Annotated in this window: 24 protein-coding genes; 21 read left to right on the top strand and 3 right to left on the bottom strand. The window is 40.5% G+C overall.

The window, feature by feature from the left end:
- The first annotated feature begins 1 nt into the window (after position 1).
- The 8 genes from UCH007_RS06705 to UCH007_RS06670 all read left to right on the top strand — a co-directional run bounded on the left by UCH007_RS06705 (position 2) and on the right by UCH007_RS06670 (position 6,901).
- Entirely contained in the window at positions 2 to 715 is a 714-nt protein-coding gene (locus UCH007_RS06705; RefSeq protein ID WP_046961391.1) for a Mom family adenine methylcarbamoylation protein, read from the top strand.
- Positions 702 to 1,325 carry a ParB N-terminal domain-containing protein gene (locus tag UCH007_RS06700; RefSeq protein WP_046961390.1) on the top strand — a complete coding sequence of 208 codons (624 nt, stop codon included), beginning with the start codon at positions 702 to 704 and terminating at the stop codon, positions 1,323 to 1,325. Before UCH007_RS06705 ends, UCH007_RS06700 begins: the two co-directional genes overlap by 14 nt.
- Positions 1,326 to 1,329: 4 nt before the next feature.
- Positions 1,330 to 1,524 (top strand): hypothetical protein, encoded by a 195-nt coding sequence (locus UCH007_RS06695; protein ID WP_023652786.1) that lies wholly within the window; start codon positions 1,330 to 1,332, stop codon positions 1,522 to 1,524.
- 17 nt (positions 1,525 to 1,541) lie between these two features.
- Positions 1,542 to 1,769, top strand: coding sequence for a hypothetical protein (locus tag UCH007_RS06690; RefSeq protein WP_046961389.1), 228 nt, complete (start codon positions 1,542 to 1,544; stop codon positions 1,767 to 1,769).
- Positions 1,756 to 3,408, top strand: a complete 1,653-nt coding sequence (locus UCH007_RS06685; protein ID WP_046961388.1) for a recombinase family protein — start codon at positions 1,756 to 1,758, stop codon at positions 3,406 to 3,408. The genes UCH007_RS06690 and UCH007_RS06685 overlap by 14 nt, the downstream gene beginning before the upstream one ends.
- Positions 3,409 to 3,680: 272 nt before the next feature.
- The gene (locus UCH007_RS06680) at positions 3,681 to 5,237 is read left to right on the top strand and encodes a reductive dehalogenase (RefSeq protein WP_046961387.1); all 1,557 of its coding nucleotides are present in this window, start codon (positions 3,681 to 3,683) and stop codon (positions 5,235 to 5,237) included.
- Between the two features lie 40 nt (positions 5,238 to 5,277).
- Positions 5,278 to 5,559 carry a hypothetical protein gene (locus UCH007_RS06675; RefSeq protein WP_012882534.1) on the top strand — a complete coding sequence of 94 codons (282 nt, stop codon included), beginning with the start codon at positions 5,278 to 5,280 and terminating at the stop codon, positions 5,557 to 5,559.
- Positions 5,560 to 5,731: 172 nt separating this feature from the next.
- Positions 5,732 to 6,901 (top strand): 4Fe-4S binding protein, encoded by a 1,170-nt coding sequence (locus UCH007_RS06670; RefSeq protein WP_012882533.1) that lies wholly within the window; start codon positions 5,732 to 5,734, stop codon positions 6,899 to 6,901.
- Between the two features lie 357 nt (positions 6,902 to 7,258).
- On the opposite strand, the gene UCH007_RS06665 is transcribed toward UCH007_RS06670, so the two are convergent.
- A complete protein-coding gene (locus UCH007_RS06665; protein WP_015407965.1) occupies positions 7,259 to 7,984 on the bottom strand; it encodes a rubredoxin in 726 nt (241 codons plus the stop codon).
- Positions 7,985 to 8,129: 145 nt separating this feature from the next.
- On the opposite strand from UCH007_RS06665, the gene UCH007_RS06660 reads away from it, so the two are divergent.
- The 8 genes from UCH007_RS06660 (at position 8,130) to UCH007_RS06625 (ending at position 14,753) form a co-directional block, all read left to right on the top strand.
- On the top strand, positions 8,130 to 10,229 hold the full coding sequence (locus UCH007_RS06660; RefSeq protein ID WP_015407964.1) for a DUF3631 domain-containing protein: 2,100 nt from the start codon (positions 8,130 to 8,132) through the stop codon (positions 10,227 to 10,229).
- A complete protein-coding gene (locus UCH007_RS06655) occupies positions 10,217 to 10,948 on the top strand; it encodes a Mom family adenine methylcarbamoylation protein (RefSeq protein ID WP_015407963.1) in 732 nt (243 codons plus the stop codon). Before UCH007_RS06660 ends, UCH007_RS06655 begins: the two co-directional genes overlap by 13 nt.
- Entirely contained in the window at positions 10,949 to 11,584 is a 636-nt protein-coding gene (locus UCH007_RS06650; RefSeq protein WP_015407962.1) for a ParB/RepB/Spo0J family partition protein, read from the top strand.
- Positions 11,581 to 11,760: a hypothetical protein gene (locus UCH007_RS06645; RefSeq protein ID WP_015407961.1), complete on the top strand. Its 180-nt coding sequence runs from the start codon at positions 11,581 to 11,583 to the stop codon at positions 11,758 to 11,760. The genes UCH007_RS06650 and UCH007_RS06645 overlap by 4 nt, the downstream gene beginning before the upstream one ends.
- Before the next feature lie 85 nt (positions 11,761 to 11,845).
- Positions 11,846 to 12,298 carry a hypothetical protein gene (locus UCH007_RS06640; RefSeq protein WP_015407960.1) on the top strand — a complete coding sequence of 151 codons (453 nt, stop codon included), beginning with the start codon at positions 11,846 to 11,848 and terminating at the stop codon, positions 12,296 to 12,298.
- Positions 12,298 to 12,918: a recombinase family protein gene (locus tag UCH007_RS06635; protein WP_015407959.1), complete on the top strand. Its 621-nt coding sequence runs from the start codon at positions 12,298 to 12,300 to the stop codon at positions 12,916 to 12,918. The genes UCH007_RS06640 and UCH007_RS06635 overlap by 1 nt, the downstream gene beginning before the upstream one ends.
- Before the next feature lies 1 nt (position 12,919).
- On the top strand, positions 12,920 to 13,108 hold the full coding sequence (locus tag UCH007_RS06630; protein ID WP_015407958.1) for a hypothetical protein: 189 nt from the start codon (positions 12,920 to 12,922) through the stop codon (positions 13,106 to 13,108).
- Complete coding sequence (locus UCH007_RS06625; protein WP_046961386.1) at positions 13,101 to 14,753, top strand: recombinase family protein; 1,653 nt, start codon at positions 13,101 to 13,103, stop codon at positions 14,751 to 14,753. The genes UCH007_RS06630 and UCH007_RS06625 overlap by 8 nt, the downstream gene beginning before the upstream one ends.
- Positions 14,754 to 14,982: 229 nt before the next feature.
- Here the strand turns inward: UCH007_RS06625 and UCH007_RS06620 are convergent, their stop codons facing one another.
- Together UCH007_RS06620 and UCH007_RS06615 are read right to left on the bottom strand one after the other, a co-directional pair.
- Positions 14,983 to 15,687, bottom strand: a complete 705-nt coding sequence (locus UCH007_RS06620) for a DUF2290 domain-containing protein (protein ID WP_046961385.1) — start codon at positions 15,685 to 15,687, stop codon at positions 14,983 to 14,985.
- Entirely contained in the window at positions 15,677 to 17,827 is a 2,151-nt protein-coding gene (locus UCH007_RS06615; RefSeq protein ID WP_046961384.1) for a DEAD/DEAH box helicase, read from the bottom strand. The genes UCH007_RS06620 and UCH007_RS06615 overlap by 11 nt, the downstream gene beginning before the upstream one ends.
- Positions 17,828 to 18,100: 273 nt before the next feature.
- On the opposite strand from UCH007_RS06615, the gene UCH007_RS06610 reads away from it, so the two are divergent.
- From UCH007_RS06610 to UCH007_RS06590, 5 genes are all read left to right on the top strand, one after another.
- Positions 18,101 to 18,817: an MvaI/BcnI family restriction endonuclease gene (locus UCH007_RS06610; protein WP_046961383.1), complete on the top strand. Its 717-nt coding sequence runs from the start codon at positions 18,101 to 18,103 to the stop codon at positions 18,815 to 18,817.
- A gap of 120 nt (positions 18,818 to 18,937) precedes the next feature.
- Positions 18,938 to 20,194 carry a TRM11 family SAM-dependent methyltransferase gene (locus tag UCH007_RS06605; RefSeq protein ID WP_046961382.1) on the top strand — a complete coding sequence of 419 codons (1,257 nt, stop codon included), beginning with the start codon at positions 18,938 to 18,940 and terminating at the stop codon, positions 20,192 to 20,194.
- 39 nt (positions 20,195 to 20,233) lie between these two features.
- Complete coding sequence (locus UCH007_RS06600; RefSeq protein WP_046961381.1) at positions 20,234 to 21,013, top strand: hypothetical protein; 780 nt, start codon at positions 20,234 to 20,236, stop codon at positions 21,011 to 21,013.
- A 25-nt stretch (positions 21,014 to 21,038) separates the two neighbouring features.
- Positions 21,039 to 21,695: a hypothetical protein gene (locus tag UCH007_RS06595; protein ID WP_231854692.1), complete on the top strand. Its 657-nt coding sequence runs from the start codon at positions 21,039 to 21,041 to the stop codon at positions 21,693 to 21,695.
- A complete protein-coding gene (locus UCH007_RS06590) occupies positions 21,692 to 22,720 on the top strand; it encodes a phosphoadenosine phosphosulfate reductase domain-containing protein (protein ID WP_046961380.1) in 1,029 nt (342 codons plus the stop codon). Before UCH007_RS06595 ends, UCH007_RS06590 begins: the two co-directional genes overlap by 4 nt.
- The last annotated feature ends 39 nt before the right edge of the window (positions 22,721 to 22,759 follow it).

Genomic DNA, 22,759 nt, shown 5'->3' with positions numbered 1-22,759 from the left:
TATGGATGTAAATTGCGCCGCGGGTGTGATGAGTAGCATGGTATCCTGCCGGGATACAGGAGCGGGTTTAAATCCCAGCGCGGCGCTCCATAACCTCTTGGTTTGCCCAATTCCCCGGAAAGCGGCTGCCCGGATTCTGGAGCGGGAGCACTATCTGCATTCATTTCCGGCAGGCACGATGCTTTGTTTTGGGGTTATGTTGGATAACCGGCTGACCGGTGCCATTACTTTAGGTGCCGGTCCAGCCTTGGCTTACCGACTGGTGGATGGGGCAGAGCCTCAAGATTGTTTAACTCTTACCAGATTTTGGTTATCAGATGATTTACCTAAAAATGCTGAATCAAGGGTTTTAGGGGTGATATTCAGGTACTTAAAACGTCATACAGATTTAAAGTTTCTGATATCCTACAGCGATCCATCGGTAGGTCACTTGGGAATTATCTATCAGGCTACCGGCTGGCTTTATACCGGACTATCCTCGGCGATGCCCCTGTATGATTTGGGAGATGGCCGACTCAGGCACGGACGCTCTTTAAATAATTTTCTGGGCAGTCGTGAACAGGGCTACCTAAAAAAACAGGGGATAAAAATTAATGCGATTAAACAATCTGCCAAGCACAGATATTTATATTTTCTGGATTCGAAATGGAGGGAATACCTGAAATCTGCGGTATTACCCTACCCTATAAAGGAGGGAAGTAGTGGAAACAACTAATTTGCCCTTGGAGATTCTCAGGGAAGCGGTCTGGAACCCGAACCAACTGGATGAGAAGACACTTGAGAAATTGAAACAGAGCATTAAAAGATATGGACTGGTTGAAAATCTGGTGGTCAGATCTAAAGATGGGTATTTTGAAGTCTTATCCGGCAACCAGAGATTAAAGGTACTGGTTGAACTTAAGATACAAACTGTGCCTTGTATTGTACTTGAATTAAATGACTCTGAAGCTAAACTGTTGACTCAGGCTCTAAATCATATCCACGGGGTGGATGACCTGGGGCTCAGAGCTCAACTTCTACGGGAAATTTTGTCCCAGATTAAACAGGAAGAAGTACTTTTGGTATTACCTGAATCCTCGGATAATCTGACTTCTCTGGCTTCCATAGGCCAGGAAGAATTGAGTGTTCAGCTCCAAAACTGGCAGCAATCCAGACTTACCAAATTGAGTCATCTCAATTTTCAATTGACAAATGACCAGAAGAAAGTTGTAGAAGAAGCCATAACCCGGTTTATTCCCTTTGCCAGAGGTAATAAAAGTGATAATCCCACTCTAAGAGGACAGGCTTTGTATCTATTATGTCAATCGTATTTGGATAAGGAGTAAAGATATGGCAGTCGAATCCATAAAATGCCCGGTCTGCAGTGAAACGCTGGAGGTGAAACTGGCCAGCGGCCGTAAATCCGGTAAACCTTTCATTATGTTTGTCTGCCCGAAAGATGGCAGGCATTTCAGGGGATTTATTACTCAACAAGAATATGTGAGACAGGTAGTAGAAAAATCTGAAAGACTCTTCTGCAAATGAATTAGGAATTGTTAGAGATGTCTATACAGGAAGATGGCGGCAAGCTTGCATCTGAAGGGATAACTCGATCCGATAAATCGGATGAGTTGACACGTATACGTGCTGCGTATACACTAACCGCCACTTCTGAGGTTGAGGTAATGCAAAAGATGATGGTAGAACAGTTTCTGACAACTCTGGCAGAGGTGGCATTTTCAGTTTCTCAGCGTGAAGCTAACAGGGAAACAGGAAATGGTCGAAACTAAACGGGCGGTTGCCTATGTCCGGGTCTCTTCGGCTTCACAGGTTGAGGGTTACTCTCTGGATGCCCAGGAAAGGCTATTTACCGAGCTCTGCAAGAACCGGGGTTGGCAGGCTGTACGTATATATCGGGAAGAAGGCAAATCCGCCCATGTAGACAGTATTCATAAACGACCGGTCTTCAGGAAACTCCTGGAAGATGCAGCCAAAAATGAATTTGAGATTGTAGTTGTACATACACTTGACCGCTGGTCGAGGAATCTTACCGTTACTCTGGAATCACTAAAACTACTGGGCAGGTACGGGATAGGGCTGGTCTCTATTGTTGAAAATCTGGATTATTCTAAACCGGATGGTATCCTTTTCACCCAGATGCTGGGGGCATTTGCCCAGTATTTCAGTGAAGCCTTAAGTACCCATGTCAGAAAAGGACTTGACCAAAGAGCTAGGGAAGGCAAACACAATGGCTGTATCCCATTCGGCTATGAATCCTGTTGGGAGATAGGCGACAAAGGAGAAAAGAAAAGGCGCTGCGAGAAGGAACACCCCGGGGGACTTCACATTCACTCAAGGGAAGGACCAGCCGTAGCCGAGCTTTTCCGGCGCTATTCCTCTGGTACAACCACTCTCTCCCAACTGGCTATCTGGCTAAATGAACAGGGATTTCGTACCCGCAATACCAAAAATCTACCTGATGCCAACGGAGAATTGGTTTCAGGGCCAAGATTATTTACCAGTTCCTCAGTCAGAAATATCCTGCATAACCCCTTCTATACCGGGCAGATAAACCACCGGGATGAAATCCTAACCGGTGCCCATGAAGCCTTAATCAGCCGGGAATTATTTGATACTGTCCAACTAGCCTTAAAAAAGAATTCGGGCAGATCTGAAACCTTGACTACTTCACCTGGTAGAGAATACGTGCTTAAAGGACTGGTCAGGTGTGCCTATTGCGGAATGCCTATGTGGGCACAAACTTATAAAAGCGGAAACAGCTACTATCGGGAGCATCAGGCTTCAAGAAGCATACAGGAATGCCCCGGACATGGCGGTACTATAGCCTGCCATGTAATAGATAATCAGATAAGGGAACTTGTTTCCGCTATAGAGCTTGGTCCGGGCTGGCTTGAAGAGGTACTCTCCATCATAAGCCTTAAGGATGAAGTGGAAAGAGTTAAAAAAGAAAAAGAGCAGGTAACAGGTAAGCTCCACCGCATGGCCAAGACCTATATAGATGGTCTGATACCTGAGGAAGAATACTTAAGGCAGAAAAGACTTCTGGAACTCAGTCTGGAATCACTGGTTGTACCTGATTATGATGCATCCGAGCAGGCTGGGAAACTTATCCAGAATCTGCCTGTACTCTGGAGCAAGGCAAACCTTGCTGAACAGAGGAAGATACTTTTAACCATGCTGGACGGGGTGTATGTGGATGTGAAACAGAGCCGCTCGGTGATTGCAGTTAAGGTAAAACCGCCCTTTAAACCCATTTTTCAGGTGGCGGTATCAAAGAAGGAATCCAAAATACGTATCTTAAACGAGCCTTTGGGTACTTCACCCGCCGGCTCGTCCGTGTTTCTGGTGGAGACGGGGGAGGGTTGGACTCTCCCTGAAACAATGGTGATGGGGTTTGCAGGATGTTAAGATGCAAAAATAACTGTAGTTTTTATTATTTAAAGTAACTCGTGTTCGATATGTAGTAAATTAGCAAAGACTAGTACTTAAGTATTAATACTTAAGTACATTTATTTTATATATCTTTGCGTATTTTGTGCAATTGACATTACTATATAAAATGCTAGAATACAAATAATCAACTGTGTATTTGTACTGAGGAAACGCTTATGGATATTTGGCGTTCAGGAAAGACTGAATGGCTCTAGGGAAAGACCTAAATATATCTTTAGGATAAATTTATGAGTAAATTTCATAAAACGATTAGCCGCCGAGATTTCATGAAAGGACTAGGATTAGCCGGGGGCGGTATTGGTGTTGCGGCGTCAGCTCCGGTTTTTCATGACATTGATGAATTTGTTTCAAGCGAAGCAAATTCTACTAAAGATCAACCTTGGTACGTTAAGCATCGAGAGCATTTTGACCCTACGATTACAGTTGACTGGGATATTTTTGATAGATATGACGGGTATCAGCATAAGGGTGTCTATGAAGGCCCTCCAGATGCTCCCTTTACATCATGGGGCAATAGGCTTCAGATGAGAATGTCAGGTGAAGAGCAAAAGAAGCGAATTTTGGCCGCTAAAAAAGAGAGGTTCCCTGGTTGGGACGGTGGGTTACACGGGAGAGGGGATCAGCGGGCGGATGCACTATTTTACGCAGTAACTCAACCATTTCCTGGTAGTGGTGAGGAAGGGCACGGACTATTCCAAACTTATCCTGATCAACCCGGTAAGTTTTACGCGAGATGGGGTTTGTATGGTCCGCCACATGATTCAGCGCCACCTGATGGGAGCGTACCAAAATGGGAGGGTACTCCAGAAGACAATTTTCTAATGCTGAGGGCAGCTGCAAAATATTTTGGTGCTGGTGGCGTTGGTGCTCTTAACCTGGCAGATCCCAAATGCAAAAAACTAATATATAAGAAAGCTCAGCCGATGACTCTAGGAAAAGGAACATACAGTGAAATAGGTGGACCAGGAATGATCGATGCAAAATTTTATCCCAAGGTTCCTGACCATGCCGTACCTATTAACTTTAAGGAAGCGGATTATAGCTACTACAATGATGCAGAGTGGGTTATTCCAACAAAGTGTGAATCCATTTTCACTTTCACCCTACCTCAACCACAAGAACTCAATAAGAGGACGGGTGGTATAGCAGGTGCTGGATCATATACTGTATACAAAGATTTCGCTAGGGTAGGCACTTTAGTCCAAATGTTTATTAAGAATCTAGGTTATCACGCTTTATATTGGCCAATTGGATGGGGACCGGGTGGTTGCTTTACCACTTTTGACGGGCAAGGTGAACAGGGTAGAACAGGTGCTGCTATCCATTGGAAGTTTGGTTCTTCACAACGTGGTTCTGACAGAGTAGTAACTGATTTACCGATAGCTCCTACCCCGCCAATTGATGCAGGTATGTTTGAGTTTTGCAAAACCTGTTATATATGCCGTGACGTTTGCGTCTCTGGGGGTGTGCACCAAGAAGACGAACCAACTTGGGATTCAGGTAATTGGTGGAATGTACAAGGATATCTCGGCTACCGAACGGATTGGAGTGGTTGCCATAACCAGTGCGGTATGTGTCAATCCTCCTGCCCTTTTACTTATTTAGGTTTGGAAAATGCTTCATTAGTGCACAAAATAGTAAAAGGTGTTGTTGCTAACACGACTGTTTTTAATAGTTTTTTTACCAATATGGAGAAAGCATTAGGATATGGTGATTTAACCATGGAAAATTCTAACTGGTGGAAAGAAGAAGGACCGATATACGGCTTTGATCCCGGTACTTAGAAATAGATACTAAATTCGATAGAAAATAAAGGAAATTGAAATGGATGCTATATATTTTTTCTTAACAATTGCATTAGCAGTTGGACTAACTATGCTATTTACCTGGTTTAAAAAGAATAATATCACTTTAAAGTGGAATGAGTGGGTACTTGGCATATTGGGGCTGTTACTAGCTTTGTTTGCTATTCAACACACATATGCCAGTGCTACATATGAATTTGAATATACGTCAGCATGGATAGTGGGCGTCATAGTGTTATTGTTAGCTGTAGTACCGTTGTTATTTGCGGCAAGATCAGTAAGACGCAGGGTAGACAAATAACGGGTATCTTTAAGTAGATAAGGTAGTAAGTCGCTTGGGTTGCACGCTTAATAAAGCAATCAAGAGCTATTTCATAAAAGTTAACCCCCGAGTTGTATTACCCGTGGCAACTCGGGGGATTATAGTTTTCTTTTATGTGCAAATATAACGAGAAAATGGATACAAATAGACAGTGAAGAAGTTTATTATTGCAATTATTGCGCTGGTCTTATTGGGCGCCGGCATATATGGAAATACCGGCGGCGATCAAGATATTGATGCGTATCTAGCTGAAGCTTTACCTGAAGCGCAAGAGTTTTCTCTTTTGCTTGAAGGTTCGAACGGGGACAACTATTTATATGGCGGATATGATGCTAATATATTAGGTTATGTTGCTGTATCAGAAGGCTATGGTTATGGTGGCCCTCTTACGGTTGTTACAACCTATAGTACAGATGGCACAATCGCAGCAATAACCGTTCCTAAAAACAAAGAGAGTGAAGTTTGGTTTGATACCCTCTATCAATACGGATTCTTTGAACAATATATCGGGCTAAATTACTGTGTACCATTAACCCTTGGTGAAGATGTAGATGCAATATCAGGTGCCACCATATCTTCAAACGGCGTTGCTGTCGGTGTGCAAAACGGCAGACAGGTATTATCAGAATACTTGGGGAACCCTTATCCGCAGGAAAAAGAAAGCATCAACTTCGGATTCGGAGAAATCTTACTTATAATTGGACTTTTAGGTACCATTGCGCTAAGAAATGTACCTATATTAAAACGCATTAAATGGCGTCGTTACATAACACTTGGTTACGGACTGGTATTCTTAGGCATTATTCTTTCTCGCCCACTTAGCCTTACCAACTTCACAACTTGGATCGTGGGAATAGCCCCACATCTACAGACTACTTTATTTATATATATACTGGTTTTTAGCATATTAGGCATCGCTATCTTTTTTGGTAAAAATATATATTGCTTCTGGCTTTGTCCATTTGCAGCCGTTCAAGAAGTTGCCTATTCAGTTGGGCGTGGCGGTATCAAGCCAAGCTCAAAACTAAGTAAACGTCTAAAACCAGTAAGATATATTGTTTTATTGTTTGCAGTATTTATGGTACTAGCAACCGGTGACCCTTCAGTATCTGTTTTTGAACCATGGGCAACACTATTCGCAATGTCTGGTCCTGCCGTAGATTGGGTTCTTTTAATTGCCACGCTTTTATTCAGTGCCCTTATCTATAACTTTTGGTGTTCCTATTTGTGTCCGGTTGGGGCGGTAATGGATCTCACTTTGAAAGCGCGCAAGTTATTTCTTAGAACTTGGAGTAAAAAGATTAATGCAAAACAAAAATAGTTTTAGCAAAAAAGATATCTTTATAGTAATTGCAGTATTTATAGTATTCATTCTTAGTATTACTACAATCACCCTCAAAGTATTTTGACCATTTTGTTGTTTGTTATGAAAACAAGTGACTACAGTGAATTATCTTTCCTTTTTGCAAAATAAGATGAAGATATTCAAAACATTCTATTTATTATCTAAATTTCACTGCCTTTTCACCTTTACAAACCATATGGTTTCGGAAGACTCATTTTATAAGATTTTTGTTCGTAGATTTTGCCTGATTTAGGGGGTAGGGTTTCGGAAGGCGCTCCAAGCTTTAAATACGCTTAAACCATTTGATAAGCACACACTATTACGACAGGCTGATTATTCACCCATCTTTTTAAACTGTTCTTTCCTTCGCCCACAAGCAGGACAAGTCCAACTTTCAGGCAGATCCTCAAAAGGGGTATTCGGCTCTATCCCATGTGAAGGGTCACCACTCATGGGGCTATAACATTTCTCACAGAATCCACATTCATACGAGTTCTCCATATCTTCCCACGTACTTTTATTTTTCCTGCGTATCTCCTTAAATGCTAATTTTGTATTCTTAGAATCCTCCCAAGGACGTAACGCTTCTATGATTTCAATACTCGTATGGGTTTCACTATCATCAAATTCTATGGCTCCCTTCTCATATTCCAGAAGGGCATTAGCTTGTTCATACGGGATTTCTCTATCCATAAGGTTTCTTTTCAGTTTCCCGTAGGCATTGCAAATTTCATGCTCTCCTCTCTCATGATGCTTCCTCCAATCACCTAAGATGTCTGGCGCCGCTTCTTTTGGAACACCCCATTTAATAAGCATTAGAGTATCAAGACCCTCTGGAGATGCCTTGCATATATCCACATTCGAGCTAACTGTTTGATCGATATCAGTAGATTCATTGGCTTTGTTACAATATCTTCCAATTGTACGCTCAGAGATGGTAACCCCAAATTCCTTCTCCACCTCCAGAGCAATCGCACGTCTTATTGGTTTGGGCTTCCTGTTTGCACAATTGATAACGAACTGTACAATTTTCTCATCTCGGTGATTCCTTCTTTCCATATAAAACCTCCAAAGTGCCTAAAAGGCATGAAAAGGCATCCTTTTTACGTTTGAAAATGCCCTTTCGGCATGATGACGGCATCTGAAGTGCCGTGCTTATATTTAGTATACCAATTATCACCGGCATGCACCCAGAGTGGATCTTATGATTGAACAACTAAACGAAATAAAAAAACATCTACGCAAAGTATCAGGACCGGACAAAAACGGCTGGTACACTTCACTCTGTCCATTCCACAATGATCAGCATACCCCTAACCTGAGATTTACTGAGAAGGGGTTCTATTGCCTGGCTTGTGGAGAAAAGGGAGATACTCATAAACTAGCTGACAAATTGGGTATCGAATCAAACACCAGATCTACTATTAAGAAAAGTATAGAAGTAGTCTACGACTATAGAGATGAGAGCGGAAAGCTCATCTTCCAAGTAGTTCGCTATACTCCCAAAGCCTTCAAACAGAGAAGACCTGATGGAAATGGTAGTTGGATCTATAATCTCAAAGGTATCAGTCCTGTTCTTTACCGACTTCCTGAACTGCTTAAGGCTCTACTTGATGAACTGGTCTTTATTGCTGAAGGGGAAAAGGGAGTTGAGTCACTTGCAGAACACGGTCTGACAGCTACCTGTTCACCTATGGGGGCGGGTAAATGGAGAGATGAGTATTCTTACTACTTCACCTCCCGAAAAGTTGCCATTCTTCCAGATAATGATGAACCGGGCAGACACCATGCAAAGCAAATTGCCTCTTCTCTTTATTCGATTGCTAAAGAAGTGAAGATAGTAAATCTACCTAACCTCTCTGAAAAAGAAGATATCTATGACTGGTTTGAAGGTAGTGGAACCAAAGAGGAGCTCTTAGAACTTGTACTCAATACACTTCCCTATACGCCACCTGACCGAGTCGATCTTTCTTCTCTTCTTGATGATATATCTGCCTTTATTAAGAGATATGTTGTACTCACGTCTGAACAACTAGTTGCCATTGTCTTATGGGTGGCGCATACCTACCTGATAGGCCATGCTGATACTACTCCTTATCTTAATATCCATTCAGCTGAGAAAAGATCAGGCAAGACACGACTCTTGGAGGTGCTTGAGACGCTTGTATCCAACCCTTGGCCCACCGGAAGAGCAACCTCAGCGGTCCTGGCTCGTAAAATTGATGCAGAATGTCCGACACTGCTACTTGATGAGTCAGATGCCGCCTTTAAAGGCGAGAAGGAATACTCAGAAACACTCCGGGGGATACTAAACAGCGGTTATCGCAGGGGAGGCAAGTCTTCTATATGTGTAGGGAAGGGTGCCGATATCGGGTACAAAGACCTTTCAACTTTCTGTCCTAAGGCCATTGCCGGTATCGGCAAGCTTCCTTCTACCATTGCAGACAGGAGCATACCCGTGCTTCTAAAGCGCAAGATAGAAGAGGAGAAGACAGAAAAGTTCCGCTTGAGAAAGACGTGGAAAGAAGCAGGGTCTTTAAGAGAACGCCTGGAGCTATGTCTTAACTTAAAACTTACAGACGAAGAGGTAGCCATTCCTGAAAACCTTGATGACAGGGCTGCTGACTGCTGTGAGCCACTGCTCGTTATCGCCTACTCTGCAGGGGAAGAATGGTTTGCTAAAGCAACGGAGTCACTTATTAACCTGATGACAGGTGAAGAAAGACAAGATGATTCGCTTAACGTGCAACTGTTATCAGATATAAGGGAGATACTGGAAAGTGAAGGGTTGGATAGGATATCCTCCTCTGCTTTAACTGACTCTCTCAAGTCCCAAGAGGAATCCCCCTGGAGCGAACATGGAGGTATTAACCTTTCTCAAAGAAAGCTCTCCAGGATGCTCAAACCCTATGGCATAAAAAGCAGATCAATCCGCTCCGGTGCAGATACTTACAAAGGGTATCAGAAAGACGATTTTAATGACGCTTTTAGCCGTTACCTGCCTACTTCCAGGGATTTAAACGTCACATCCGTCACACCTAGCTTTGAGCCAAACGTAGAAGAAAGCCCCATTTTATCCGTCACAAACACTCCAAAAACGGTAAATGTGACGGATAATCTCCAAAGCTACGCCAATCGTAATGTGACGGATGTGACGGATAAAAGTCGAAACAAGAGGAAAAGAACTGTTTTTCCGCTTCTTCCTTACTCCCTTTCTAAAGAGTGGAGAGAAGCTTTCGGCTTAGAAAAAGTGAAGGTAATTTGGGGTACTGAAACAGAAGAGGACCAAAGATGTGCAAACTAGAACGTAAAGGGATAAGTAACACATGCGCCGCTGGTGTAACAGAAAGCACGGCACTTGACCAGAGTGCAAGACGCGGTTTAAACCCGACGGCGGCGCTCCAATCTCTAATAGTCAAACCCATTCCCTTTACAGCTGCCAAGAAGATCTTAGAGAAGCATCATTATCTGCACTCTATGCCAGGCGGTACTAAGCTTGCCTTTGGAGTATTCCTCGGGGAGAGATTAGAAGGCGCCATCACCTTCGGTTCAGGTCCGGCTAATGTCTATAAGATGGTTAGTAATGCTTCACCTTCTGATTGCCTGACTCTATCAAGGCTATGGCTTTCGGACTCTCTACCCTCCAACTCGGAGTCAAGAACAATAGGGATAGCGTTAAGAGCCCTGAAGCGTTTTACCAAAACCAAGTTTGTGGTCAGTTATGCTGATCCGACTCAAGGACACCTTGGCACAATCTATCAGGCAACGGGTTGGGTATATACAGGCGTATCCCTAGCTATGCCAATGTTTGATATAGGTGACGGGGTGGCGAGGCACTCAAGAAGCTTAAGCCATAACTTCGGAAGCCACTCGATTAAACACTTTAACTCCCATGGAGTAAGGGTACGGGTAATACCTCAATCCCGTAAACATCGCTACTTTTACTTTCTGGATAAGGAATATAAGGGGAGGCTTAGGATAGAACCCAAGCCATACCCAAAGAAGATTAAGGAGAACGACTAAATGAAGACTGTAGACATTGAACTAGAAAGGCTTAAGGAAGCACCATGGAACCCCAACCGTATGGATGAAAAGGGCATCGAGAGGCTCAAGAACAGCCTTGAGAGGTACGGGTTGGTAGGACCTCTGGTGGTAAGACCTATAGATAAATCCTACCACGAGGTACTGTCCGGCAACCAAAGGCTTAAGGTACTTAAGGAAACGGGTTGGGGGAGCGTACCCTGCATTGTCCTTAATCTTAACGATACCGAGGCGATGCTACTGGCACAAGCACTTAATGACTTAAAGGGTGAAGATGACCAGGCGCTGAAAGGAGCACTCTTAAAGAAGGTGCTATCCGAGGTATCAGAAAGTGAAGTGCTTTCGATACTCCCGGAGACCGCAGGCAGTTTAAACTCTTTATCCCAAATAGATGAAGGTGATCTGGCAAGCCACCTAAGGGCTTGGGAAGAGGCACAAAGCGCCAAGTTAAACCATATGCAGCTTCAGTTTACCCGCCCCCAGCTTGATCTGGTAAGGGAAGCGTTAAGTTCTATCATGCCGGTAGCTAAAGGGTCCAAGCAGGATAACCCCAATACCAGGAGCACCGCCATCTTTTTACTGTGTAAGTTCTATCTTGATAGGAGGGATGAAGAATGAATGACGTAAAGTGCCCGATATGTTCCAAACCATTATCTGTACGCATGGCAAGGGGAAGAAGGTCCAACAAGCCTTTTATACTGCTGGTTTGCCCTGAGGATGGCAGGCATTTTAGAGCCTTTATATCGGACCAGGACTATATCGCCAAGGTGATAGCAGAGAAGGGTTTAGCTTAGAAAGGGTAGCGAGGGTGGTGAGGGCTCTTAAATCGGAAAAACATATGTATGTTGTTGTACAACAGGGGAAAGGAGGAACTGGAAAATGAAAGATGATATGAGGGAGACACTGGAAAAAGCAAGAGAAATGATGAGAGCAAGGAATATCTTAGCAGTTTTTCAAACTGCCTATGTTATGGCGCTTGAAGGGACAACCAGGGCTTCTGCCGGAGAGATATCGGCAAGAGAGAAAAAGGAATTTGATATGGATATAACACCCTCCAATGTAGGGCAGGCTTTTTGCGCTATCGGCATCAAATCAGTAGTTTCACACGGCAAGGTTAGATACGTACTTAACGTAAGTGAACTGGAGAGAATCTGCAAGGCAGCTGAAGCCGAATGTGAAGAAATGGCAGATAGACTTGAGGACTCCCTTGAAACTTATGAAGATTTGAATACCAGGGTACTTACGCTTCTTGACCGCCTTAAGGAAGTCTTTGATTTAACTGATGAAGAAGAGAGACTTGAAATGAAATTAAGGGGTTTTGAGGAAGAATAGTGAGAGCCGTAATCTACGCCAGGGTATCGATAACAGACAAAGTTGAAAAGCTTAATGATCAGTTAGAGTTATTAAGGCGCTTTGTCAAAGAAAGGCGTTGGAAGGTCTATAAGGAATACTCTGATCAGGCACAAGCAGATAACTTAAGACAAAGAAAAGACTGGCAGAGGTTGCTGGAAGACGCAATTAACAAACGTTTTGATGTACTGATTATTCAGAGCATGGACAGAGCCTTTTATTCAGTTACCCATGTCTCCATCTCTTTGGAGAAGTTTAGAGAATGGGGAGTTGGAGTAAAGTCAGTTTCTGATGCGTGGCTTGATACTGTAACTTCCAAAGAGACCCCTTATGAAATCGCTGCTTCTTATGCCCGGTTAGAAAAAGAAATGATACATGAGCGTCTCATGCTGGGCATGGAGAGATCTCGAAAATTAGGCAGTAAAACAGGCAGACCTAAGGTAATCGATAGGGAAGGCTTCTCTCAGGCTTATGGAGACATTTTGGAGGGGCTTAGCAAAGGAAACCTTTCAAGGAGTCAAGCTGCCAAGAAACTCGGCATTGGTTATGCAACTTTGAAAAGACTTTTAGACGCTGAAAAAGTACTGGCGGAGTCTCTATAACATGGAAAACGAAAACCTCAAGCAGGAAGAAAACTCGTTGACGGGTATACAACAGAAGTATACAATGCCTGCCAATTCTTCCGAGGGTGAGGTTGACAAACTAATGACACGCGAATTTATTAAGAATCTAGCCGAGGTATCAATAGCTGTTGCCTCAAGGGACGTGAGGAAGGGGCGTGCTGATGAATGAGGCAAAGAGGGTAGTTGCATATCTTAGGGTATCTTCAGTATCACAGATAGATGGGTACTCGCTTGATGCTCAAGAACGTTTATTCAAAGAACTCTGCAAGAACAGAGGGTGGCAGATAATAAATATCTACCGAGAAGAAGGAAGATCAGCCCATGTAGACAGCATCAATAAGCGTCCTGTATTTAGGAAGCTGCTTGATGATGTAAAGAAAGGGCAGTTCGATCTGGTTGTCGTTCATACCTTGGATCGTTGGTCACGTAACTTGAGGATAGCCCTTGAATCATTGGGGATACTAGGGGAATTTGGGGTAGGGTTGGTATCTGTTAGCGAAAGCAACATCGATTACTCTACACCCCAGGGAATGTTTCAAATGCAGATGATGGGAGCCTTTGCTCAATACGGCAGTGAATCACTTAGTGTCCACGTTAAGAAAGGCATAGAACAAAGGGCAGTGGAAGGCAAACATAACGGCACTATCCCCTTTGGTTATGAGTCATGTTGGGAAAAGAGTGAAAATGGTGAGAAGAGACGCCGTTGTAATCCCGAACACCCGGGAGGTATCCATATCCACCGAAAGGAAGGCAAGGCAGTCAAAGAATTATTCAAGCGTTATGCCATAGGAACTGTTACCTTGTCGCAATTGGCTAAATATCTTAACGATAGTGGTTTTAAGACCCGCAATACCAAGAAGATAGAGGATGCTTGTGGTAACCTCACTTCAGGACCAAAGCTCTTTACAGGGGCTTCAGTAAGGGGTATTCTGCATAATCCCTTCTATACGGGCAAGATAAAGCATAGAGACAAACTGCTTCCCGGACTACATAAACCGCTAGTTACTAAGAAGCTCTTTAATATGGTTCAAGATACCATGAAGAAGAACTCAGGAAGATCAGAAACACTTCAATCTAAACCCCAAAGGGAATACCTGCTTAAAGGACTTGCCAGATGTGCCTATTGCGGTATGCCGATGTGGGCTCAGACTTACCATAACGGTAGGAAGTATTATAGAGAACATAAAGGCTCAAGAAGCATAGACCAATGTATCGCCCATGGGGGTACCATCCCTTGTGAGATAGTAGATAAGCAAATGATAGAACTGGTTAGTGCTATAGAGCTAAAAGGAACATGGCTTGAAGAGGTACTATCTATTATTAGTCTAAAGGATGAAGTGAATAGGGTAGCGAAAGAGAGGGAGCAGGTAACTGTCAAACTTAAGCGTATGGCTAGAGCTTACATAGATGGTCTACTTCCCGATAGTGAATACTCACGCCAGAAGAAGCTTCTAGAACTAAATCTAGAATCGCTGGTAGTACCTGATTATAACGCCTCTGAGGAAGCAGGTAAGCTCATTATGAATCTGCCGTCTCTATGGAATAAGGCTACTTTATCTGAACAGAGGAAGCTACTTGTTAACATGCTTGATGCTGTATATATCGACTTTAAGAAGAGCAAATCTATTATTGCAGTGAAACCGAAACCACCTTTTAAACCTATCTTTCAGGTAGCGGTATCTAAGAAGGAATCTAAGATACGTATTGTAAATGAGCCATTCAGTAATAAACCAAACGGCTCGTCTTTGTTTCTGGTGGAGACGGGGGAGGGTTGGCTGTGGTCTGAACAGCGTCTGGGGTTTGTTCCAATTTAGGCTGCTAATTAATTATCTGAGGCATTCATTCTACTTAATTAGTTTAGGCATATGTGTGTTTGTATAGCCATAATTAATATCTGATAATGTCGGCATGAATATTTATTCAGGATAATTCCATGTATTGACGCATCTGTCTACTCGACTGGATATGTGGCTCTTCACATGAACGAATAAATGATTGTTCGTTGGATTTTCTCAAATGTGTTGGGACCAAAAATTTTAAAGGTTAACATTTTGTTGAGGATTCGAGAAATAATTGATTGCGATAAGATGGAGTGAAGGACCTTTTCCATAATAGGATTGGTATCTCAAATTCAGATTTTTCGAAGCTAATATTATCGGAATAAAAATTCTGTATTATGAATTTTATAAAATGCCCAATACTCATAGGTCCAAATACTGGTAATCTGCAAGAATCTTTTAAAATAGTCATGTGACTTGTAGGATGTACCTTGTTAGATAGGTTTATATCATAATCAAATCGTATGGGAGTTACCATTTTGATATTTTTAAGATAATATTTGGGGTCAAAATAATCAAACATAGTTGAGATATTATTCTCTATAGTGTCTGTTTTATCGAACACAATTGGGCAAGGGAAGAAGCATAACCTATGCCAAACGACTTCTTCGTCTTTAATTTTATAAGCGATTTGAATTAATGAACCGTCCGAAATCAGCACATTATAATCTCGCCTGTCTAAAATAGCTCTATAACATTCTATCGATGTTGCACCATCAATATTCATTGTGTTTTTCAACAGATAACCAAGCTCAGGATTACTTTTCCAGCTAATAGAATAGCAGTTGGCCCCATTTTGGTTTACGACTGTGGGATTAGAACTTATCGTCAATTCATTATCTAGAAAATAATCCATTGCGGCATCTATATTAGTTTTAATATCGCTAGCTAATCTTGAACTATAAGTCATTATCCCCCCAGCATTCTTCTTGTAATGACTTAATCAGTTCTTTTTTTATTTTATCAGGTAATTGCTCAATAATTAGCGAGGGTTCGACACCTTTATTCATAAGGGACGTTGTTACTCTTTTGAGATTATTTAGGTCTTTTTCCTCTTCTTTTGTCATATCTCTATGCTGTATCCGTATCTTATTTAATTCCTCTTTAGTGGGTATTTTAAATTTCAATTGAAAATTGTTTTGCTGTATCTTAAAGAATTCAGTTTCCAATTCACTCATTTTATCTCCGTAACCACATATCCTAACCCATGCTCTCGATCGTGTAATTGCGGTAAATAATGTGTTTCTCTTTTTAATTAATGATTCACCACTTGCGCAGTATTGGCTATCCATTAGATAGACAATAGGAGCCTCATTTCCCTTGGCTCTGTGTGGGCCAGATATCGCTATGGAATTAGGGACAAAGAACACATCTCTTGAAAAATCTATTCCTGCAATGTGAGCTGTGATATTACGATCTCTTAGAAATTGAACAAGCATAGCCCCCTTTTTTGCTGCTGTGATAGCTTCAGGGAAAATGACTAGTATGTCTTGTGGATAAATTTCGTCTTCTTCCAAATTTTTCATTATCATGTTTGATACTGATACTATCTGATCATGTTCATCTTTGAAATTGATAAATTGTATGGCGTCCTTTGAGTTTAGCAATTCAGTAAAGAATTTAGGAGTTGAATCAACGTCTCTACTAAGGGTTACGTTTTCTCCAAAGTTTAATTTACCAGCTACTACCTTATATCCAATATCTGTCCATAATTTGGGATCATCTGGATGCTGGATCAGTGGATATGGATCAGAATTAGAAGTTTGGCGATATATTCCTATACCTAGTGCGTGTGCTGTAGCGAGTGCCCATGGTGTGTTGCGATAACATACTGGCAGAATTATATCTTTTGCGGGTTCATTACTTTTACCACTAAAATCTACGCTTCCATCAAATAACTTATTTACAGAGGACATTTCATAAGCACCGAGATTTTGTAAGTCATCATAAGCAAAAATAACTCTGTGATTTTTTGTGCAGTGGTACGCCAAATTTAAGAATTCATCGGGTAGATCTTGAGCTTCATCTATAAGAACAGCATCAAATAATTCTCGTGGGTCCTTTTTGACAATTGCTAGAAGTTCTTTACAGATACCTTGGAATGCAAAATCAGGGCCATATGTTCGTTTTGCGTAGCTAAAATCTTTCGGAATCATTCCGTACTCTTGACAAATCTCCGAATACAAGCCATGTTTGTTCGGGGATCCATATGCATGTAAAAGTTTTATTTGCTCCCAGTTAGGATCCATTCTGCGATCTTCAAAATAAAATCTTTGAATTAACTTTTCAAATTGACCGTAAAGTGATTGGCTATAGAAGGATACTGCGATTTTCCATTCGGGGTATTGAGAGTGGAGATACGCAGCCTTCAGTGCTAGAACTATAGTTTTGCCTGATCCTGCTAGTCCACGAATTCGCTGAGGTCCATTGGGAGTTTCTATTGCAGCCTTATTTTGCCATGAGTCCAAGTTTGCTATGTTTTTTTCAATGGTTTTTAATATCGATCCACGACTACCATCTGTTTTCGCGTTGTCTCTGCGCTCCTTAGGCATTATGCTAGATACCCTTTGAATAGCTGCGTTAAGAGTTTCGTAGTATTTTTGATCGAATTTCTCAAGTTTAGTGATTTTTATACTAAAGTTTGCATCGGTAATTAACTCTTCATCTGAATTACTCATATGTCTGGGTTTATCAGATACATAAGTGAGAATATTGATGGGTATATCTAATTTACGTCCTGCAATAAGATTTTGATATGTCATGAGCTTCGCTTGAAAAGCTGAGTATAATAGATCCCGTTGTACCCCAAAAACATTTGTTGCTGACTGACTATCCGTTATTGGTAATACACTTTCACCAATATCGAAGATGACCAAGCCATACTTTTTGGATACAAGAGTGGCTGGTACCGTGTATGTGTCTATAGCTGTTGAGATGATTGGATATCCTATGTAAATAATGGCACTATCATCTTCAATCGTGGTATTAAGATTCTTTAGTAGTGCATTTATTGCTGCTTCATTTGTTTTGTTGCCTATGATTTGTTTCATTTGATAGACCTCTAAATCTAATATTGATTTCCGACTTGTTCAATAATCAATGTGGGGCATTGGATTAATAAAAATTCCATGAGATACTTTAGATATTTACCATATATTTAGTAGAACATTATACCCCTTGCAGCCCTTTTATCAATGTCTCAAATTTTTAGATAACTAAATAAACATTATTGTATAGATCTGCTCGCTGCCTTATTATTTAAAAGCTCTTATCTATTTCTCATAATAAATAGATAAAGCGGCTTAAACATCAAGGAGTTTTAAATGAGCTTTATTCAAGATCTTAGCGATATCGTTGAAAAACTGACGGTTATTAGGGATCTGGGTTACATACCAACTCATCGATCAAATGATACGGGAATAGGTAAAACCCTAGAAGATTTATTAGAAATCCCTGAGAACAATTTCCGTATCCCGGATCTTGGGGTGATTGAATTAAAAGCTAAGAGGATGGAATCGGATAGTATGCTCACTCTAGCAACTAAGTCTCCCGAGCCTAAAGGCATCAATCGCATGCTGTTTGATCGTTATAAGTATCTTGATGATAAAGGTCTCTATAACCTTCATTCTACTTGCTATGGTTCTCGATACAATCCTCAGAGCTTCAAAGTTGAATTAAACGATAATAAGTTAATATTAAAAAACAGGGATAATATCGAATGCTATTGGCCACTATCTATGTTGTTGGAAGATGTTCTCACATCCAAATCAGATAAGACACTACTTGTTTTCGCTGAAACAAGCGGAGAGAGAAAGACAATAAACGAGAAATTTCACTTTATTGAAGCTTATCTATTGTCTAATTTGAACAAGGAGAAGTTTAAAAATGCTATTGAGCAGGATATGTTAAAAGTGGATATCCGAATTGGAGTTTACAGATCAGGTAGGAATGCTGGTCGCTATCATGATCATGGGACTGGATTCAGAATAAATAAAAGGCATTTTCTCCAATTGTTTGATAATTATGACCAAGTGCTTTAGTTAATTGTTTCATCTGATGCAAATTAAACCAGTGGTATGTAACAGTTTAATTGCGTTGAATTATCCGCCTTATTAAATTAAAATTACTTGAGTATAGGCAATTCTCAAAGGTGGAGAGCAATGGTAAGTAATCCCTTACTTGACGCACAGCTTGATTGGACATTTAAAGAATCAAATGTTAGAGAGGATACTCATTGCTATCATGATTATCCTGCTCGTATGATTCCTCAGATCGCTCAGCAGCTTCTTAAACTTTATAGCAATGGTGGGTTACTCTTTGATCCGTATTGCGGTACGGGGACTTCATTAGTTGAAGCTATGAGATATGGTATAAACGCAGTCGGAACTGATATTAACCCACTTGCGTGCTTGATTGCTCGGACAAAAACAAAGATGTTAGATATTAAATCTGTACAATTACAAATTACAGCGTTCGAGAAGTTCGCTTCTAAAATGGATGGATGTGATTTGAAACAATTCGATGTGAACCGTATTGAAAACCTCAATTTTTGGTTTAAACCAGAAGTAATTTCTAAGATTACTTGGATTTTGAGTTTTATCAATGACATGTCTGATGTAGATATAAAGGATTTTTTTAAGGTTGCCGCTAGCGAGACAATACGAAAATCATCTAATACTAGACAAGGAGAGTTTAAGCTATACAGGAGATCACAGTCGGATTTAATTAAATTTAATCCGGATGTATTTAAAATCATGTTGGATACTTTATATCGCAACCAAAGAGGTCTTATTGATCTGTTCGCGAAAACCTATGCTGACAAGAGCCTACGAATAAGAGTCAGTAACTTTAATACAGTAGATTGCATTCCTAAATATGAAATTGAACCTGAATCGGTTGATATTGTTATAACATCACCGCCCTATGGGGATTCGCATACTACCGTAGCTTACGGACAGTATTCTAGACTCTCTGCGGAATGGTTAGATTTAGAGAACCCTCGCTCAGTTGACCGAATTGCGATGGGCGGACAATTGCCTAAGACTATTATTAAGTTCAATTTTGATCAGTTAGACACTGTGATATCCGAAATAGAGAATAAAGATATTAGGCGTGCACGTGAAGTTTGTGGTTTTTATGATGATTTGAATAAGTCCATAGCTAATGTTTCGGCAACTATCATTTCTGGAGGATATGCTTGTTATGTTGTTGCTAATCGTAAGGTTAAAGGCAACACGCTACCTACAGATCTTGTGATTAGACAATTTTTCGAGCAGCAAGGCTTTGATCATATTAATACTTTCAACCGGTCGATACCTAACAAGAGAATGCCTCTCAGAAATTGCCCTTCAAATATTAGTGGTTTGTTAGAAGAAACCATGTCTAAGGAATATATTGTTGTGATGAAGAAACAATAAACTAAGCTTGATGTTCTGATTATTGATGGAGTGTTCAGTATGCTCGGAGATGATTTCAATAGGGATGGCTTCAGGATATTTTGTGACTCATTGAACTCAGAAATCAATTTATTATTCCAAAGGCTCAATTATTTTTTAGTAGCGTCATCTTTCTTGGTAACGGCATTTGCCACTATTCTTGTCTCTGCAAATGGATGTATAGATGGTGGGCAATTAGTTTTGGCCTTTATGATAAATGCAGTTGGGCTTTATTTATCACTATTCTTCGCTGTAATTAATTATTTGAATACTCGCATAATTTGGCAAAAAGGAAAGTATTTAAGAGACACTGAAAATACATCTGAAGTTATATCTCGCATAAACCCCAATTCTAAAAGCGAAGAAATAGTTTTACAAAAGGTTTGGGGAGAAGAACTTAATCATTCGCAATTCAAGCTCATTCTTAATATGGTTAAAGAGGCATGGGATTTTTTCTTCGGACCTAGCAAGGCTTCCAAATCGGGACTAGTGCCCCATACTTATTTAATACCTTTGGGTTTTGGAGTTTTCTGGGCTGTACTTTTTGTAATGATTATTTATGGTTGTATAAATTGGGTATCTACTATTATATTCCTTTCACCTTTCCTCATATGGCTTTTAATAAAGTTGGTATTACGCCCCAAAGAATGTTGTAAAAAACCAAAAAATCGGGTGAGAATTATAGGATTTAGGTGCCTTTATTGTAATAGTGAGCAAGGCCTTAATCATGATTTAGGTTGCCCTAATTGTGGAGGAAGAGATGCAGCCGCGATCACTGAGATATCACAAGAGGGAAATTGACCGATATTAATTCTAGAGTGAATGAATGATGAGCATTACGACCCTCAAAAATTTTAGGCTTATAATGCCGGGGGTTTTCATATTTATAATAATTTTGTTTGTTTGTCAAGATGACTTTATTGGGTTAACTAATACAATATCGATTTTTAATGATATTACTACTCAGGATATTTTGTTAAGTATTGTGGTATTGTTAGCTGGTTCACTTTATTATGTTTTCGATATCAGAGATTTACTTTGGAATCAGTACCACAAACGAGTGAAAGATAATATTAAAGAAGAATTACTTAGACCATTTATGAATGAATTTGATGATAACCAACAATCTATTATTAAAAGTGGCAATAAGCTCATGAATATTTTTTATAGTTTCATAGATAATGATAGGTCTTTATCTGAAAAAGCAAATAGGGTTAGATTTAATGGACTGATTTGGACTAGCTCAGTAGATGCTACTATTATTGCAGCGTTTGGTTCATTTATATTTCTTATTCGGTTCATAGTTAATAAGGATGGGTACGCTATATGTATGTGTATAATTCTGGTAGTACTCTCTCTTTTTTGTCGGTATCTTGTAGAGTTAACAACGCGTAAACATATCGCTTTATCTAATGAGCAACTTGACGCGATTATTCAGTTACATCGATCAGACTTAGGCGAAAAGATACGTGTTCTGATATGAGAAATGGTAATGCACTCCTAAATGATACTATCAATGTGATCCAGCGGGAATATCTAAAAGATGATTTGCCATGGTCATTAGCTTTCAGTGGGGGGAAAGATTCTTCTGCTTTGCTAAAATTAGTGTACGTTGCTTTACAAAATATCGGGACAAAACTTAAACCTGTAACCGTTGTATATTGCGATACTGGTGTAGAGATCCCAATTATTCGTTCATTTGTTATTAAAACACTCCATAGCTTGCAAATAGAGGCTGAAAAGAACGGAATTCCAATCAAAACAAAGATAGTTACCCCTAGCATTGAGGATAAGTTTTTTTCTAAGGTCATAGGCAGAGGATATCCATCTCCTACATACCAGTTCAGGTGGTGTACTGATGTACTTCGCATTAAACCAATTAGAAATTATACTAATAATTTTAATGGTAAAAGTATTGTTCTATTGGGGATTCGGAATGGGGAAAGTTCAGAAAGAGATAGGGTTCTGAAGAAATACAGAATAGACGATAGTCATTATTTTAGGCAATCAAACAATATAAAAGCTTTAGTTTTTAGCCCCATGTTAGAATATGCTGTCGAAGATATCTGGTCTGTTTTAAAAGAGTCGTCTGGGCCAATAAGTATTGATATAGATAAGCTTCAGATGTTCTATAGGGTTTTGGATTCAGAAAATACAAAGGGATTGACCTCAGCATCTTTATTCAACTCTAAGGGTAGATTCGGTTGTTGGGTCTGCACTGTTGTTAGACGAGATAGAGCAGTTGAAGGCCTTATAACTGATGGGACAGAATCTTTATCACCTTTGCTTGAGTTTAGGAATTGGTTATCCGAGATTCGATACGAACCTTCCTATCGTTTAAATAAACGTCGGAATGGCACAATTGGATTGGGGCCATTCACATTAGACGCTAGAAGAGAAATATTGGATAGGCTCATAGATGCGCAAAATCAGACAGAATGGAATTTGATTACTGAGCAGGAGATTGAATATATAGAAAATCAGTGGTCACTGGACAGAAATATTTAGAATTGAATTTTAAACCAGTGTCTTTGTTCTTAAATGAGT

This window comes from Dehalococcoides sp. UCH007 (assembly GCF_001010485.1).
Lineage (GTDB): Bacteria > Chloroflexota > Dehalococcoidia > Dehalococcoidales > Dehalococcoidaceae > Dehalococcoides > Dehalococcoides mccartyi_A.
Note: the sequence above shows the minus strand (reverse complement) of the source record. Positions and strands in the feature narration are given on the sequence as shown.